The following is a 15,490-nucleotide window of genomic DNA, read 5'->3' as shown; positions in this document are numbered from 1 at the left end:
GGTGACCTTTACCCATTTCGCCCTTCGACGGCGTAACGGCTAGTCTTCCGGCGGCCGTACAATATCCTGACGATTTCGATCTGATCGGGGATAACGCGATAAAGCGTCAGATAATTTCCGACGACCAGATGCCGAATGCCCGGTGCAATATCATTGCGGCCGAGGCCCGAGTAAGGATGGTGGACCAGTTCCCGCCAGCGGCTCTCGATGGCATCAAGCACCCGGTCAGCCGCGGTTGGATGATCCGTGGCGATCTCGAGCCAGATGGCGATCAGGTCTTCATCGGCCTGTTTCGTCCGTTGAATCGACGACACGGTCAGCGCGTTTTCTGGACAGCCGCTAACCGCGTGCGCGCCGCAGCTTTTACGTCGGCCATGGAGGTGTGATCGCTGCGACCGCTGACCAGCCCTTCATCCACCAACTCGCGCAGTTCCTCGGCCGTGTAGCCAAGCAAATCGCGACGCTCCTTCCATTCCCGTACGGCCTCGCGGATTGCTTCACTGGTCGAGGCATATTCACCGGCATCGACGGAACTGCGAATGAAGCCGGCCATTTCCGGCGTCAGGGCAATTGTCATTTTTTCAACGGAAGCCACAGCGAATCTCCTGATTTACTGGTTTTGATGGTATGCTTTTCGCATACCGCAGGCAAGGCAGTATCCACGCGCCTGCCTGTGCTTTTCGCAGGCAGGCGCAGCGGCCGCCGTCGGGGTAAGACTCGTGGAACGACGACAACCGCGTCTTCCTGACGAGCATTTTCGGAGTTCTGATCTCGGCCGATTCACCTATAAAGAACAAAAGGAACGGTAACCAATTATCGGTCGTTTTTAACGTGCCTACATGATGTGCGCTTTACGCCGATAATAGTGGCATGAAGCGCACTCGCCGGTTATGCATCCGGAACAATCTCCGGGCTCGCGATTGCCGTATCAGCCTTCCATCGTCCCGGCGTTGGCATTCCGCGTGGACCAATCGCCAGCGACGCGTGCAGGACCGGTATACCAAACGGTAGACGCGCCAAATATCGCACTTCGCTAAGCAGCATCGGTCACCCGTGGCACAATACACGATGATCGATGTTTACCAATGTGAGGGACTTATGAAGCGTTACCTACCCATTTTTGCTCTTTGCGGCCTTGCCGCCCTGCCATCGTCCGTTCTCGCGGCTACGAGTACTGCTTCCTTCAATGTGCAGATCACCATTACCAGCGCCTGCTCGCTTTCGGCCAGCGACCTGGTGTTTCCGACCACAGGCCTGCTCAGCACCGCCATCTCAGGTTCAACGTCGCTGACAGTTCTGTGCACCAATGCCACTCCCTATAGCGTCGGGATTGATCAGGGCGTCAACGGCTCGAGCGTCACATCGCGTGAAATGATTGGCGGCCCGTCGAGCGAGTTGATCGGCTATCAGCTTTGCCGGGATTCGGCGTGCGCCACGAATTGGGGCAATACGATTGGCACCGACACGGTCAGTGGCACCGGTACCGGCATCAACCAGAGCCTCACTGTCTATGGTCTCGTGCCTTCTCAAACGACCCCTGCTGCCGGCGTCTATACCGACACCGTGCAGGTCGAACTTACATACTAATCAGACCCGGGACACGACCGATGAAGTGGCTTTTCAGTGGCCTTGCGGCCGCTATGGTTTCTTATTGTGCCATGACGGCCGCGGCTACGGCCGCTTCCCTACAGGTCGCACCTGTGCTTCTCGACGTCGCCGCCCCGGGCGCGGCGACGTCGGCCACTGTGCGAAATACGGGGAACAAGCCAATCAATGTCCAGTTTCGCGTCTTCCGTTGGGTTCAACGGGACGGGCAGGAGCGACTGGAGCCGACCGACGCGGTTGTGGCTAGTCCGCCATCTCTTCAGTTGCCGGCCGGCCAGGACTATCTCGTGCGGATCGTTCGCACTGCCAGCAATCCTGTTCAGGGTGAAGAGGACTATCGTCTCGTTATCGACGAATTGCCAGCTGCGCCACGCCGCACCGGGACGGTCGCTGTGGTCGTTCGCCACGTCGTACCGTTGTTCTTTCATCAAGGGGACCTCGGGCCCGCCGATGTTGAATGGAGCTTGTTGCGCGGTCCCCACAGCTATGTTCTGCAGGGAAGGAACCGCGGTGAAACTTATATGAGGGCCGCCTCGATCACCGTTGCCGATGGGGCAGGGCGCTCGCTGCCGTTCGGGAGGGGACTCCTCGGATACGTACTGCCGGGTTCGACAATGCAGTGGCCCTCTGGTATTCCCGCTCGGGGATTTGCTCCCGGCGCCACTGTCACCGTCAGAGGGCAGTCACAGATCGGTGATCTGAAGGCTTCGGCTTCCGTCAAAGTGCGACGTTGAGGGGGGATGGTTGTCCCTCTCGATTTTCGCGCGGCGCGCGGCTTTTTCCTGCTCGCCATTGCTTTCTCCGATCTTTCGCCGACTGCGGTCAGTGCCGCGGAACGGGATTTGCAGCTTGAGGTATCGCTTGCAGGCCGGCCGACCAATCTCATTGGTGCTTTTCGCGAGGATGACCGCGGACGGCTTAGTGCCACGCGTAAGGAACTAGAAGAGCTCGGCGTCAAGGTTCCGTCCGGCTACAAGAGCGAGGACCGGGTTTTGCTCGCCGATCTTCCTGGCTTGGCATACCAATTCGATGAACCGGCGCAGACAATCGACATCGACTTGCCCGACAATATGCGGTTGGCGAGGACCTATCAGGCTCGACACCCGCGTGACCGGATTCCGGTCAGCCCGTCCGCAGTCGGAGGAGTCCTGAATTATGACCTTTACGGATCGACCGGCGGCGAGTCCTTGTCCAATTGGAACTTCGAAGGGTTATCCGCGGCTTTCGAAGCACGGCTCTTCAGCCCGTTGGGCATCGCTTCGCAGACGGCTGTGGTCACTTCGGACACGTTCACGACGTCGGGAAACAACGTGTTACGACTCGATTCAAGATGGAGCTATTCAGATCCGGAACGTCAGCTCACCTATAGTGCTGGCGACACCATCTCCGGCGGTTTGACCTGGACGCGTCCCGTACGTCTCGGCGGCTTTCAGGTGCAGCGCAATTTTGGCCTCCGACCGGATCTTATCACTCTGCCATTGGCGAGCGTCAGTGGCAGCGCAGCCGTCCCCTCCACCGTCGATGTTTACGTCAATGGGGTCAAGAGCGTCTCTCAAGAAGTCTTGGCCGGTCCCTTCAGCATTACCGATCTTCCAGTTGTCAGCGGCCAGGGCGATGCCAAGGTGGTCGTTCGCGACGCCGCCGGGCGGGAAACCGAGACGACGCAGCCGTTCTTCGTGTCAGGCAACCTGATGCGGGAGGGCTTGCTAAACTTCTCGGCCGAAGTGGGCTTTCCGAGACTCTATTACGGCGCGCTGTCTAACGAGTATTCGGACGAACTCGCTGGATCAGCCAGTCTCTCCTACGGCCTCACGGACCGCCTGACTTTGCAAGCTCATGCGGAAGGGACGCCTGAACTTGCCAATGGCGGGATCGGCGCAGTATTCAATCTCGCCGACAAGGTACTCGTGAGTGGCGCTGGCGGCGCCAGCTACACTGACGATAGATTCGGTGGGCTTGCCTTTGGTTCGGTCGAGACGAGGGTGGGAGATGTTTCCATATCCGCGTCCACGATGCGTACATTCGGTTCCTACAATGACATTGCATCCGTCACTGCGCAGTCCATTCTCCTGAGTTCGTCGCTCGATACCCTAGGTTATCTCAGCACAAGCGCCCTTCCTGCGCGCGCGCTCGATCGTCTATCGGTCGGCGCCCCACTGCCGTTCGCCGAAGGCTCATTGAATTTTAGCTACATCAGGAACTTGTCGGCAGACGGGAGTTCAGACCACATTCTCACCGCCGGCTATTCGCGGCAGATATTCGGTAGCGCCACACTCTATGCGAACGGCTGGGCTGACATCGGCAATAGCAAGAATTCAGGAATTGCGGTGGGTCTGAGCGTACCCCTCGGCGGCGGCGTCACCGCCTCGTCCGATGGCGGTCGCGACGAGACTGGGGCCGCAATTCACGCGGAAGTGGGAAAGCCGGTCGGTCGGGAGCCTGGCAGTTTTGGTTGGCGGCTGAGCGATACCGAGGGCCCCGAAAAGCATCGCTCGGCAAGCCTCGGCTATCGGTCCAATCATGGACAGGTGGACGTCACGGCAGACGCCTACGATGGCCGTTATTACGGCCGTGGTCAGGTCCAGGGATCGGTCGTGGCAGCCGGTGGCGATGTCTTCGTTGCAAACAGGATCGATGATGCCTTTGCCGTCGTGGACGCCGGCGCAACCGATGTCCCCGTCCTCTACGAGAATAAGCCGGTTGCCACCACGGGCCTTACCGGCAAGGCTCTTGTCTCGGGACTACGCTCATATGAACACAACAAGATTGCAATTGATCCGGGCAAATTACCCGTCAATGCCAGTGTTGCGAAGACTGAGGAGACGGTGGTTCCGGCCGATGGAAGCGGTGTCATCGTTGACTTCGGCGTGGATACCAAGCCGCATGCCGCGATCGTCGTGCTCCATGGTCCGACGGGCGAACCGCTGAGAGCGGGCCTCAGCGGCCGGGCGGCAGCCGGACAGAACTTCGTGACCGGCTATGATGGACGTGCCTTCATTTCGAACCTCGCAGCAAAGAATGAGGTGGCGGTGGAGCTTACAGGGGGCGTCTGCCACGCGGCCTTCCGTTATACGCCCAAAGACGACCAGCAGGTGTTGATTGGACCGGTGATATGCAAATGACAACTGCGACGCGAATTTTGCTCCTCATAGCCGCGCTGTTCATTCTGAAACCGGGTAACGCACAAGCAGCCTTGAGTTGTGCCACGAACGCTGGAACGCTGCAGTTCGGAAGCGTGACTGTGACCACCGGAAGTTCTGCGACCGCAACGAATACGGTAACACTCAGCTGCAACGGGGTCACGTCAGCCACCACAGCTTATGTTTGCGTCGGCATTGCCGCAGACCCCAATGGCTTGGCCACAAGTGCCACAAATCGCTATCTGACCAGCGGTTCCAATAGGTTAGCCTACGGAACGTACACGGATGCGACCTACACGACGGGCTGGGGGTCTTGGAGTTGGACCTCGGGCGGATCCTCGGGCAAGGTGTATAGTGTTGCAGTCCCCGCAAATGGAACGGGGACCACGACCGTAACGATCTACGCTCGCTTGGGGAGCAGTCAGACCTTCGCCGCAGGATCGTATAGCGGCTTCATGCGAATTCAGACGTCGGCGGCCAGTACCACCGCGATCTCGAACTGCGATGGACGGACTAACGCAGGTACCGCCAATGCCTTCGCAACTGCAACAGTGGCCGCGAGTTGTATGGTAAGCGCCAGCGATCTGAATTTCGGTACTGTAGGACTGCTGGCAAGCGAAGTCACAGGCTCGACGAGCCTAGCGGTCACGTGCACAAGCGGTACAGCGTACACAATTGGTCTGAATAACGGTTTGACTGGAACCGGCCCCACGCAACGGAAGATGACCAACGGCTCGGCATCTGTCACATATGGCCTCTACCGCGACGCCTCCGGTACCTTGCCTTTCGGCAGCACAAGCGGCACGAATACCTATTCAGGCACGGGCACCGGAGTGGTGCAATCGGTGCCGGTCTACGGTCGTGTACCGGCACAAACGACGCCGACACAAGGGCTCTATTCCGACACCATCGTTGCGACGGTGACCTACTGATGGTCGCCGATAGATCGACGTTACGCGATTTGTGCCGAATACATCTCTGATAGCTGATAGCCAACGACGGATCTGGCCCGAGCCACACGGGCTACGATAAAGTGGCCTGCTCGCGCATGATGCCTGGAGGATAGATGAGCAGAACGCCTCTGCGACGGAAGTATTTTCGGTTGGGGGCATGAACAAGCCAGCAGGGGCCTATACGACCTTTAGCATGTGCTCCATGGTCGCGGCGATGAATGCCAGGCGGGCCTCCTCGGCGGACATCTTGCGCTCCATCGCCAGCCGGCAGCAAAGCTTCGCGTTCAAATAAAGACCGTCCTGTGGTTCGCAGTTGAGAACTTCAAATGCTTCCAGCGGTCCGCAGATTTTGTAAACGCGTCCGTCTGGAAACGTGACCATGACGGGTTGCCATTCAATTTCGGTAGGTTTGGGGATTTCGTTCGGATGCATTGGTCTCCTCCCAATCATCAATCCCTCTCTTGTGTAAAACGCGCTGCAAAGGAATTTGTTCCTGACGACACTGCCAGCTGCGCGCTTGACCACAACGACGCTCGACAAGGCAAAACGCTCTGGAGCGCAGCGTGACCTGCGGTCATCCACTTAATCGGCCGGACGTCAACTCGCCAAAGTTAGTGATCGACCAGTTTATAAGTTAATGCTAATTTACTCTCGCCGTCGCCTTGGGGGAAACCGGCCCGGCTTTTATAGCGAAAGCGTTTTTGACGTACATGTTCGAGGGATTTTAATCTGTTCTGCGTTTTCTCGATCAATTGTAACCCGTCACCTTTTTGGGTGGCGGGTTCTTTGTCAATCGTCACCATCACTCGACCAGACGATCGGCTCCATGACATCGACGCGCGCCTCTAGCACCTCTTCGCGCTGTTTCAAGATCGAGGACAGGTTGCAACTTCACCGGGCGAATCGCAACCCGAAACGACCGATGCGCCCAGGCCTTCTTCTCAGGCATATGCATCGCCGCCGCGCTCATCTCTATCTCAATCAATGTGTCTTGACCCCACGCCCGCGGGGTTTGTCCGGCCGGAACGTTTCCGCGCGCCCCAGCCGGCTAGGATGCGACGACCCGTCCGAAAGCGTAGTCCCGCCCCTGGGGGTGTTCTGCAGTAAAAATGCAACTGCGTCTATTGGTAGAATTGCTGATCAGGGCGAACAACCGCTTGCACTTTCTGGCCCGTAGACCGCCGGCATTGATTCCAGTTACGAACATTACCGCGCAGATCGCGACCAAACCTGTATCGCCGAAAACGATCAATGCAAGGTCTCGGCTCAAGCTGCCTTGACCTCCCGTCAGTCCGACCGGCCCCGCTTGCCTTCCACCGGTGCGCTGACAGCGGGTACGAGCGAGCATGCACGCGCTCCGCGCACAGACTTTTCCACTATACGATAACGTCGAATCGACTCACGGCCCGCGAATATCAACTCAATCCTGAGTCGTAGCCTGGCATCCTCAAATGGCTCAATTTGCCGGAGGTCAGTTTCGGCGCGGCATCGAATCCTAACCAGTCGGGATCTTGGCTGTGGTATGTCGCCATGCAGTTGGGCGTCTCCCAAACTTCTACACGCAGGAGATGTGCGCGGTTATTGCTACGGAACCTGACACGAGGCGCCAGCCTGTTGAACCAATGCTTCGCGAGGTTTTCCGCAGTTGGGACATTCGCCAGCAAAAGAGTCTTGCCGAACGGACCTTCGATCCGCTTCTGACCGGTATGAGCGACCTCAGCGCGGTATTCCCGCAGAACTGCCGCGGCTTTGGCCTCCGATGCGTTTTCGGGGACAAAGGAAGCGATCCAGGGGTCGTCGACCCAAATCATCATGCCATGATCGCAACAGGCATCGATCTGTCCCATCATTTCGTCCTTTAGGAAACCGAAATCAAGGACCATGCCGGTCTGTTCACCATCCCCGGACAGGGGGCCCACGCAAGTCGCAGCGATCTTATATCGATGTCCGTGCAAGTTGTGGCATTTCGACTCATGATGCGGGATGCGGTGGGCCGCATCGATACCGATTTCACGTGTGATCAAATGATGTTCCGGCATGGTTTCCCCACTGGGCCAGGGTTCACGATATCTTCGGGACTATTCTTGCATTGCAATCTTAAATGTGCAACTATTATGTAATAATCTCTTAGATTGTATTTTTGAATGGCACGGGTCGTAGCAGGTTCCCAATTCCATTCATGCTGGCGTCAGTAGGAGGGCACCATGGGTCTTTGGCTGGGAAAGCGGCTTCTGCAATTGAGCTGGGAGGAATTCGGCAGGTCGGTAGATGTTCTCTGCGAGCGTGTATACCAGGATGCGGTGAAGCCGGACGCCGTGGTCGCGTTGGCGCGAGGCGGGCTGCCGCTGGCAACAGCGTTGGCGCATAGGCTGGAATTGCGCGATCTGCGTGTGATTTCAGTCACCCGAAACGCCGGCGACGAGCGCTATGCGGAGCGTGGAGCGCCCAAGCTCGCTTGGGTGGCGCCGGAGAAAGACGACTGGTCCGCTCGCCATTTGCTGATTTGCGACGACATCGCCGGCGATGGCGGTACCTTGAGCGCCACCATCGGGCAACTCCGCGGGATGGGCGCAAACTCCATCCGATCCGCAACGGTTGTTTGCAACGTCAACTGTCAAAATCGCCCCGACTATTGGGCGATAGAATCGGACGATTGGGTTGTTTTCCCGTGGGAAAACCAAAAAGCGGTGACGGATGGGCCCATCGAGCGGCTTTGTGTCGCCGCGCCGTCAAGCCCTTGTGGGCAGAGCGCAGACGAGGTCCAGGTGCACAGATGATAAGGGCTGTGATCTTCGACCGGGACGGCACTTTGCTGGATTTCTCCGGTATGTTCCTGGCGTTCGTCGACGATTTGCATGTCCGGCAAGGCTTGTCCGTACCCAGTGACCGCGATCATGTGTTGAGCCTGGACTATTGGCATAGCATTCAGGAAGGGCGGAAGATCGGCGACATTCTGGTGATGGATCATCTGGATCATATCCCTCGGTCATACATGGAGCAGGCGCGGTTTTTTCCCGGAACATCCGACGTTATCCGCAGCTTGAGCGATACCGGAATGCGACTTGCTATAGCCAGCGCCTGGGTTGCCACCGAGCAGACGAAACATCTGCTGGCGCGGGAGCGGGTTGCCGATTGCTTCGAAACAGTTCTGACCCGTGACGACCTTAAGGCCGAGGCGAGCGGGGGGGCTTCCAGCAGCCTGGAGGTGAAACTCGCGTTGGTGGAGCGGAGCTTGAAAGAGCTGAACTTGGATCCGCGGGAAGTCGCCATCGTCGGCGACGCACCGGTCGATATTCAGGCAGGTAAGGCGCTCGCGATGCGAACGATTGCCGTTCGGACGGGCAATTTCAGGTTTTTGGCCCATCACTTGGAGGCGCTGGCGCCAGATCACGTCGTGAGCAGCGTCGCGGAATTGAACGCGAGCGAACACCTGGCTTGAAGTGGCGATCGGGTTCGGTGGACGGCAGTATTATCAACGGGGATTTTCCCAGAGCCGACATGAGGAGGGTAGTGCCATGTCAAAATCGAAAGCCGTCGTTTTGTTGAGCGGAGGATTGGATTCCGCAACGACTTTGGCCATTGCAAAGCAGCAGGGCTTCGACCTGTATGCATTGAGCTTCCGGTACGGTCAGCGCCATATCGCCGAGCTTGAGGCGGCCAAGAAAGTTGCTGCCGAAGCAGGCGTCAGGGACCATATGATCGCGTCGATCGATTTGCGCCAATTTGGCGGATCGGCTCTGACGCAGGATATCGACGTTCCCAAGGGACGGCCGACCTCCGAAATGAGCGAGGGAATTCCGGTCACCTATGTGCCCGCCCGCAACACGATCTTCCTGTCGTTCGCATTGGCTTGGGCAGAGGTGCTGAAGGCCTCCGACATATTTATCGGCGTCAACGCGCTGGATTATTCCGGTTATCCGGATTGCCGGCCGGAATATATCGACGCTTACGTCCGCATGGCCAATCTGGCGACGAAAACAGGTGTGACCGGCGAAACGACCATGACGATTCATACGCCGCTCATTCAGATGACCAAGTCGGAGATTATTCGACACGGCACGGACCTGGGGGTTGACTACGGATTGACCCACAGTTGTTACGACCCGACGGCGGAGGGGCTGTCCTGCGGGGAATGTGATTCCTGCCTGCTTCGACTGAAAGGGTTCAGCGAGGCTGGTTTGAGGGATCCGGTAGGTTACGCCCAACGCGGTGCCGCCTAATGCGAGACGGAGATGGGCCATCCTCTGACGTGTTTTTACCCGCCGGCGCGATCTTGGTGGCGCGCGCTTGGCGGGACCCCTCGTTCGAACATCGTCTTTTGACCGAGACCGCGGGTGTCCTGGCGGAATACGGGATCGCGCTGGAGGATGGCACGATCCTGACCGTTCTGAAGAACGAACCGAGATTGCACCATGCGGTCGTGTGCACATTATGTTCCTGTTATCCCACGACTTTGTTGGGTCCGGCACCGTATTGGTACCGTAGCGCCGAATATCGGCGACGAATGGAAGCGGATCCCCGAGGATTTTTGTCCCGGCAATTCGGATTGGATATTCCGGACGAGACCGAAATCCGAGTTTATGATTCGACATTCCGTCATCGTTACCTGGTCCTGCCTCTTTTGCCCGAAGGTTTCGAGAAGCTGAGTTTCGAGGAAATGGCCCTTTCGGTTACGTTGGACAGTTTGATTGGAACCGGTATCGCAGGATCCGAAACCAGTTGGCATACCCGCCCGTTCGGCGGTGACGCCAAATGGCACACCGATCATCGGCTGGATGGCAAACTGCTGGTGAGAGACGCGCCGGCACGTGATCCATTCTCTGCATATCCCCCAGCCCACGACCAGGCGCATATCCACGCCCCCAATGTCGAAGGGCGCAATAGATCATGACGCAAGATATCATTCCTCTGGGCCTATCGTTCGACGATGTTTTGTTGGTCCCGCAACGCACCCGCGCCTGGAGCCGCAAGGACGTTGACATATCCAGCCGGGTAACGCGCCGAAGGACGCTTGCGGTGCCGATCCTGTCCGCCAATGTGCCCTGGTGCACGGATGCCAGAATGGCGATTGCCATGGGACAGTTGGGGGGACTTGGCGTTCTCCATAGAATGATGCCGATCAGAGAGCAGGTGGCGGCGATACTGGATGTGAAGAGCGCCGTGATCGACGCGGCGGCGGCATGCTTTGCGACGCGGTCGGGCGATGGCAGCCTTTTGGCGGCGGCCGCCGTTGGCGCAAAGCCGGAAGCGTTGGAGCGCGCTGACGCTGTGGTCAAGGCGGGGGCCGAAATCCTGGTATTGGATATCGCCCATGGACACGCAGACTACGCGATAGAAACGGTTGCGCGCCTCAAGCACCGATATCCCACGGTCGAGGTGATCGCCGGGAATGTCGCGACGGCGGAGGGAACACATGATTTGATTGAAGCTGGAGCCGATGCCATCAAGGTCGGTATCGGGCCTGGCGGAATTTGCACGACGCGGTTGGTGGCGGGGGCGGGTGTGCCGCAGTTGACGGCGGTGCGCGATTGCGTGGCGGTCGCGCGGGCACGCGATGTTCCGGTGATCGCCGATGGCGGAATACGTGGATCCGGGGAAATAACGAAGGCGTTGGCGGCCGGCGCATCGACGGTGATGCTGGGAAGCGTCCTGGCCGGCGCGGAGGAAAGCGCCGCCTTTACGGTCGAGCGCGACGGCCGACGTTACAAGATTTCGACCGGTTTTGTCTCCCTTGGCGTGAACCTGACCATACGCAGGACAGAGGGTGACGTCGTTTTCGACGACGAAATTGCCGATTACGAGCCTGAAGGCGTCGAAGCGACCTTTGAGTATCGCGGCCCGCTAGCGCAGGTGCTGCGGTCGCTTTGCAATGGGCTGCGGTCTGGGATTTCCTATTGCGGCAGCATGGACATCGCCGAAATGCATGAAAAGGCGCGTTTCGTCCAGATCACCGGGGCAGGCATCGCCGAAAGCAAACCACATGCGACCGATCGCGTCCCACAGGTTCAGCCGAATTATCGCGAGCAATTTCTTCGGGAGGCCGCCGCTGCCCGAGCCATCAAGTCGTCGCAAACGGTGGAGTTTTCGCCATGAAGGGCAAGAATAAACTAAGACGCCAGGAATTGACCGACGGTCGCGAACTTTGGATCCAGGAAGTCTTTTATACGCTTCAAGGCGAAGGGCCGTTCAGTGGCCAACCCAGTGTTTTCGTGCGCACCTGCGGCTGCAACCTGAAATGTTTCTGGTGCGATACGGATTTCGAATCCTCCACATGGCGGCCGAGCCTGGACGAGTTACTCGAGACGATCGAGAATATTCGCCCGTCGTTTTGCGATTTAATCGTAATCACCGGCGGCGAACCCTTTCGGCAAAATATCGCTCCGCTGGTCGAAACCTTGTTGGCGCGGGGGTTGCGCGTTCAAATCGAGACCAGTGGAACCTTGTGGATCGAATTGCCGGAAAGCGACCGCCTGACGATTGTGTGCAGCCCGAAAACCCGGGGTTTGCATCCGGATATCGTGCCCCGCATCTCCGCTTACAAATATGTCCTGTCCGTCGACGAGGTCGATGCGGATGACGGATTACCGGCGCGATCCACGCAGAAGGAAAACTACGTCATGCGGTTATTCCGCCAGGAAAAAGTGGTGGCGCCGATTTACGTCATGCCGCGCGACGACGGTAACGAGATCCTGAACGCACGCAACCGCGCCCTTTGCGCTGATATAGCCATGCGCCACGGCTATACATTGTGCCTGCAGACACACAAGATTTTAGCGTTGCGGTAGAACCGGTGACGTTTCGGTAGGCTCCGCGAATTGCTTGAGATCGCCGGCGCGCAAAACTCACAAGCCGTCGAAAACGCGTTCAAAAATGAAATCGACATTCGCCAAATAGGAAGCGGGGTCGGTGGCCGCGTCAATTTCCTCCACCGATATGCGGGTTGCCAATCCCGGTTCCATGAGGGCGGCTTCCCTGAACGCCATGCCCTGATCCTGCGCGCGGGCCGCGGCTTGCTGAACCATCGCATAGGCTTGCTCGCGGCTAAGGCCCGTACCGATCAAGGCCAGCAAAACTCTCTGCGAGGCGAAAAGACCCCGCATGGCGTCCAGGTTTGCGCGCATTTTTTGTGGTCGAACCTCTAGCCCGCGCATGATCCCGGTCAGGCGCGCGAGCGCGAAATCGCACAGGATGAACGCATCAGGCAGGGCCACACGCTCAACCGAAGAGTGGGACATATCCCGTTCGTGCCATAGCGCGATATTTTCCAAAACGGGCATCGCCGCCGCCCGGATGAGCCGAGCGAGGCCGGTCAGGTTTTCACAAAAAATTGGGTTGCGTTTATGTGGCATGGCCGATGAGCCCTTTTGCGTCGCCGAAAAGCCTTCCGCAACCTCTTCGACTTCCTGCCGCTGGAGGTGGCGCAATTCGGTCGCCAGGCGTTCGATCGCGCCCGCCAGGATCGCCAGGCCGGTCATCACCGAGGCATGCCTGTCGCGCGCAACCGCCTGGGTTGCGACGGTCTCCGGCGTAAGGCCCAACGCGTCGGCGACGAAGTTTTCGACACGAGGGTCGATGGTGGTGTAGGTGCCGACGGCGCCCGCCAGTTTGCAAACCGCCATTTCCCGTCTGGCTTCGGCGAGGCGGTGCGCGCTTCGACGGAATTCTGCAAAAAAACCGGCAAGTTTCAGCCCGAATGTCGTCGGTTCGGCGCCTCGTCCATGGGTGCGGGCAAGACATAGGGTTCTACGATGTTCTTCCGCCCGTTGGCGGAGCGTTTTTGTGAGATTGTCGATCCCGGCAAGAAGTAGATCTATCGCTTGGCACGTTTGCACGGCAAGCGCCGTGTCGAGCATATCCGAAGACGTCATGCCATAGTGAATAAAGCGCCCCTCGAGGCCGACCTGTTCGGAAATGGACGTCAGGAATGCGATAACCTCGTGATGGACTTGCGCCTCCAAAACGGCGATCCGTTCCACGTTGACCACAGCGGCGGCGCGAACGATCTCGGCGGTGCCTGAAGGGATCTTACCGATAGCCTCCATCCCCTCCAAGGCCAGCAATTCGACCTTCAACCACAAGGAATAGCTATGCTTCCGCGACCAAAGATGCATCATTTCCATACGGCCATAGCGCGGGATCATAGAATATGCCGACGGTCGACGATGTGGTGGGTATCCGGCCCCGTCCCGAGTAGCGTCGCGGGGACGTTGCAGGCTTCCTCCAGGCGATCGATGAAGCGACGCAGATCCGAATTCCAGCGATCCATAGGAAGGTGGGTGCAGCCATGATCCAGCCAATCCAGATGCGTCACGGCCAATTGCGTTGCGCCGTTGACGCGGGCGGCGTCGGACGCCAGCTCGAAATCGAACTCGCCGACACGGCGGGGTCGTCCGGTGACGGTTCCGTATTGGATGAACCCCCGCCTTTTTGCCTCCTCCGCCGACATTTCGGTCGGGAATGGGCCAGCGCCCACACGGGTTGGAAAGGCCTTGAAGGTCACGATGACATGGTCGACACGGGTTGGCCCGATCCCGATATCGGCGGCAGCGGTGCTGGCGCAGGAGTCCTTGCCGACGGCATAGGGATAGGTGCCGTAAAGAACTGACAAGAGATATCCGTTGGTCCCTTCGATCAAAACGTGCTCGCCGCGGTCAAGGCAGGCGTTAGTCTCTTTCGAAACGTCAACCAGGAAGTCTTGCAACCGAGGCTCATCAGCGGAAAGACGCGCCCGACGCATGGCGCGATCGGCAAGGCTTGGACCGTGGCCGCTGCCGGTGGAACCGATGGTCTTCGTCAAGTTGGCGTTTTTGACTTCAGCCGCGCGGTGACGTTCTTCAACCAAGGTCGCGCGTGGGTCGATACCAATCCGTTTTTCGATGCCCAGCCGCACGATCTCGTCGATCAGAACGTCGCGGTTGATCAGAATGCCCGCTCCCAGCAAAAGGCGCGTATTCGGGTTGATGAACGCGCTCGGCGATTGGCGCAGTTTGTAATCACGGCCCTCATAAACCACCGTGTGGCCGGCACCCGGGCCCAACCCGGCCCGGCAGGCGACCGTGATGTTGTCGGCAACCGCCAGATAGCTGCAAATCTTGCCTTTCGCCTCGTCGCCCCACTGTCCGCCGACAACGATGGAACAGGTCATTAGAGCCCCCTCGAACCGAACCCGTCGCAGCGAATACGCTGATAAAATTCCTGCCGCGTGCGGTCGTCCGTCATGAACGCGCCGGTGAGATGGCTCGTGGCCATCCGGCTGCCGTTCTTCCGGACGCCGCGGCACTTCATGCAAAAATGCTCGGCCTCGATGACACAGGCAGCGCCCCGCGGTTTCAAGACATCGTTGACCGCCTCGGCAATTTCGACTGTGAGGCGTTCCTGGATTTGCAGGCGGCGCGAATAACCGTCGACCACACGAGCAAGTTTGCTGATGCCAACCACGCGCCCGACCGGCAAATAGGCGATATGGGCGTTGCCGATGATGGGAGCCAGATGATGCTCGCACATGGACTCGAACGGGACGTGCCGTAAGACGACCATATCGCGGTATCCGACGATTTCCTCGAAGGTGCGATCCAGAACATCGCGCGGGTCCTCTTGATAACCGGCGCAATACTCCTTGAATGCGGTCGCGACGCGTTTCGGCGTATCCCACAATCCTTCACGTGCCGGATTTTCGCCAACCCATACCAACAGGGTTCGGATGGCGTCTTCGACCTCTTCCCGGGTTACGTCGCGCTGAAACGTGTCTCTTTTGGGGGCAATGGTGTCCATGATATCAACCTTCGTTTGTAC

General features: G+C 58.6%; 18 protein-coding genes. 10 read left to right on the top strand and 8 right to left on the bottom strand.

Going from position 1 to position 15,490, the window contains the following annotated elements:
* Nucleotides 1–8: 8 nt before the first annotated feature.
* Entirely contained in the window at nt 9–314 is a 306-nt protein-coding gene (locus ACSQ3F_RS21340; RefSeq protein WP_436102278.1) for a type II toxin-antitoxin system RelE/ParE family toxin, read from the bottom strand.
* Between the two features lie 2 nt (nt 315–316).
* The gene (locus tag ACSQ3F_RS21335; protein WP_436102277.1) at nt 317–595 is read right to left on the bottom strand and encodes a type II toxin-antitoxin system ParD family antitoxin; all 279 of its coding nucleotides are present in this window, start codon (nt 593–595) and stop codon (nt 317–319) included.
* A gap of 473 nt (nt 596–1,068) precedes the next feature.
* On the opposite strand from ACSQ3F_RS21335, the gene ACSQ3F_RS21330 reads away from it, so the two are divergent.
* From ACSQ3F_RS21330 to ACSQ3F_RS21315, 4 genes are read left to right on the top strand one after another with little or no spacing between them, the layout of a single operon-like run.
* Nucleotides 1,069–1,587: a Csu type fimbrial protein gene (locus ACSQ3F_RS21330; RefSeq protein ID WP_436102276.1), complete on the top strand. Its 519-nt coding sequence runs from the start codon at nt 1,069–1,071 to the stop codon at nt 1,585–1,587.
* Nucleotides 1,588–1,607: 20 nt separating this feature from the next.
* Nucleotides 1,608–2,339, top strand: coding sequence for a fimbrial biogenesis chaperone (locus tag ACSQ3F_RS21325; RefSeq protein ID WP_436102275.1), 732 nt, complete (start codon nt 1,608–1,610; stop codon nt 2,337–2,339).
* Nucleotides 2,340–2,345: 6 nt separating this feature from the next.
* A complete protein-coding gene (locus ACSQ3F_RS21320) occupies nt 2,346–4,727 on the top strand; it encodes a fimbria/pilus outer membrane usher protein (RefSeq protein WP_436102274.1) in 2,382 nt (793 codons plus the stop codon).
* Nucleotides 4,718–5,677: a Csu type fimbrial protein gene (locus ACSQ3F_RS21315; RefSeq protein ID WP_436102273.1), complete on the top strand. Its 960-nt coding sequence runs from the start codon at nt 4,718–4,720 to the stop codon at nt 5,675–5,677. The genes ACSQ3F_RS21320 and ACSQ3F_RS21315 overlap by 10 nt, the downstream gene beginning before the upstream one ends.
* Nucleotides 5,678–5,875: 198 nt before the next feature.
* On the opposite strand, the gene ACSQ3F_RS21310 is transcribed toward ACSQ3F_RS21315, so the two are convergent.
* From ACSQ3F_RS21310 to ACSQ3F_RS21300, 3 genes are all read right to left on the bottom strand, one after another.
* A complete protein-coding gene (locus tag ACSQ3F_RS21310) occupies nt 5,876–6,130 on the bottom strand; it encodes a DUF982 domain-containing protein (RefSeq protein WP_436102272.1) in 255 nt (84 codons plus the stop codon).
* 179 nt (nt 6,131–6,309) lie between these two features.
* The gene (locus tag ACSQ3F_RS21305; RefSeq protein WP_436102271.1) at nt 6,310–6,501 is read right to left on the bottom strand and encodes a hypothetical protein; all 192 of its coding nucleotides are present in this window, start codon (nt 6,499–6,501) and stop codon (nt 6,310–6,312) included.
* A 612-nt stretch (nt 6,502–7,113) separates the two neighbouring features.
* Nucleotides 7,114–7,737: a 6-pyruvoyl trahydropterin synthase family protein gene (locus tag ACSQ3F_RS21300; RefSeq protein ID WP_436102270.1), complete on the bottom strand. Its 624-nt coding sequence runs from the start codon at nt 7,735–7,737 to the stop codon at nt 7,114–7,116.
* Between the two features lie 165 nt (nt 7,738–7,902).
* On the opposite strand from ACSQ3F_RS21300, the gene ACSQ3F_RS21295 reads away from it, so the two are divergent.
* The 6 genes from ACSQ3F_RS21295 to ACSQ3F_RS21270 all read left to right on the top strand — a co-directional run bounded on the left by ACSQ3F_RS21295 (nt 7,903) and on the right by ACSQ3F_RS21270 (nt 12,483).
* Entirely contained in the window at nt 7,903–8,475 is a 573-nt protein-coding gene (locus ACSQ3F_RS21295; RefSeq protein WP_436102269.1) for a phosphoribosyltransferase, read from the top strand.
* A gap of 8 nt (nt 8,476–8,483) precedes the next feature.
* Nucleotides 8,484–9,137 (top strand): HAD family hydrolase, encoded by a 654-nt coding sequence (locus ACSQ3F_RS21290; RefSeq protein WP_436102268.1) that lies wholly within the window; start codon nt 8,484–8,486, stop codon nt 9,135–9,137.
* 76 nt (nt 9,138–9,213) lie between these two features.
* The gene (queC, locus tag ACSQ3F_RS21285) at nt 9,214–9,918 is read left to right on the top strand and encodes a 7-cyano-7-deazaguanine synthase QueC (protein WP_436102267.1); all 705 of its coding nucleotides are present in this window, start codon (nt 9,214–9,216) and stop codon (nt 9,916–9,918) included.
* A complete protein-coding gene (locus ACSQ3F_RS21280) occupies nt 9,918–10,589 on the top strand; it encodes a nitrile hydratase subunit alpha (RefSeq protein ID WP_436102266.1) in 672 nt (223 codons plus the stop codon). The genes queC and ACSQ3F_RS21280 overlap by 1 nt, the downstream gene beginning before the upstream one ends.
* Nucleotides 10,586–11,791 (top strand): IMP dehydrogenase, encoded by a 1,206-nt coding sequence (guaB, locus tag ACSQ3F_RS21275; protein WP_436102265.1) that lies wholly within the window; start codon nt 10,586–10,588, stop codon nt 11,789–11,791. The genes ACSQ3F_RS21280 and guaB overlap by 4 nt, the downstream gene beginning before the upstream one ends.
* Entirely contained in the window at nt 11,788–12,483 is a 696-nt protein-coding gene (locus ACSQ3F_RS21270) for a 7-carboxy-7-deazaguanine synthase QueE (RefSeq protein WP_436102264.1), read from the top strand. The genes guaB and ACSQ3F_RS21270 overlap by 4 nt, the downstream gene beginning before the upstream one ends.
* Nucleotides 12,484–12,540: 57 nt before the next feature.
* On the opposite strand, the gene purB is transcribed toward ACSQ3F_RS21270, so the two are convergent.
* The 3 genes from purB to folE are packed head-to-tail and all read right to left on the bottom strand — an operon-like array spanning nt 12,541 to nt 15,469.
* Nucleotides 12,541–13,839 (bottom strand): adenylosuccinate lyase, encoded by a 1,299-nt coding sequence (purB, locus tag ACSQ3F_RS21265; RefSeq protein WP_436102263.1) that lies wholly within the window; start codon nt 13,837–13,839, stop codon nt 12,541–12,543.
* Nucleotides 13,836–14,843, bottom strand: a complete 1,008-nt coding sequence (locus ACSQ3F_RS21260) for an adenylosuccinate synthetase (RefSeq protein ID WP_436102262.1) — start codon at nt 14,841–14,843, stop codon at nt 13,836–13,838. Before ACSQ3F_RS21260 ends, purB begins: the two co-directional genes overlap by 4 nt.
* Complete coding sequence (gene folE / locus ACSQ3F_RS21255; protein WP_436102261.1) at nt 14,843–15,469, bottom strand: GTP cyclohydrolase I FolE; 627 nt, start codon at nt 15,467–15,469, stop codon at nt 14,843–14,845. Before folE ends, ACSQ3F_RS21260 begins: the two co-directional genes overlap by 1 nt.
* Nucleotides 15,470–15,490: the final 21 nt, after the last annotated feature.

Origin of the sequence: Pararhizobium sp. LjRoot238, from assembly GCF_964252955.1 — a bacterium.
GTDB lineage: Bacteria > Pseudomonadota > Alphaproteobacteria > Rhizobiales > Rhizobiaceae > Pararhizobium.
Note: the sequence above shows the minus strand (reverse complement) of the source record. Positions and strands in the feature narration are given on the sequence as shown.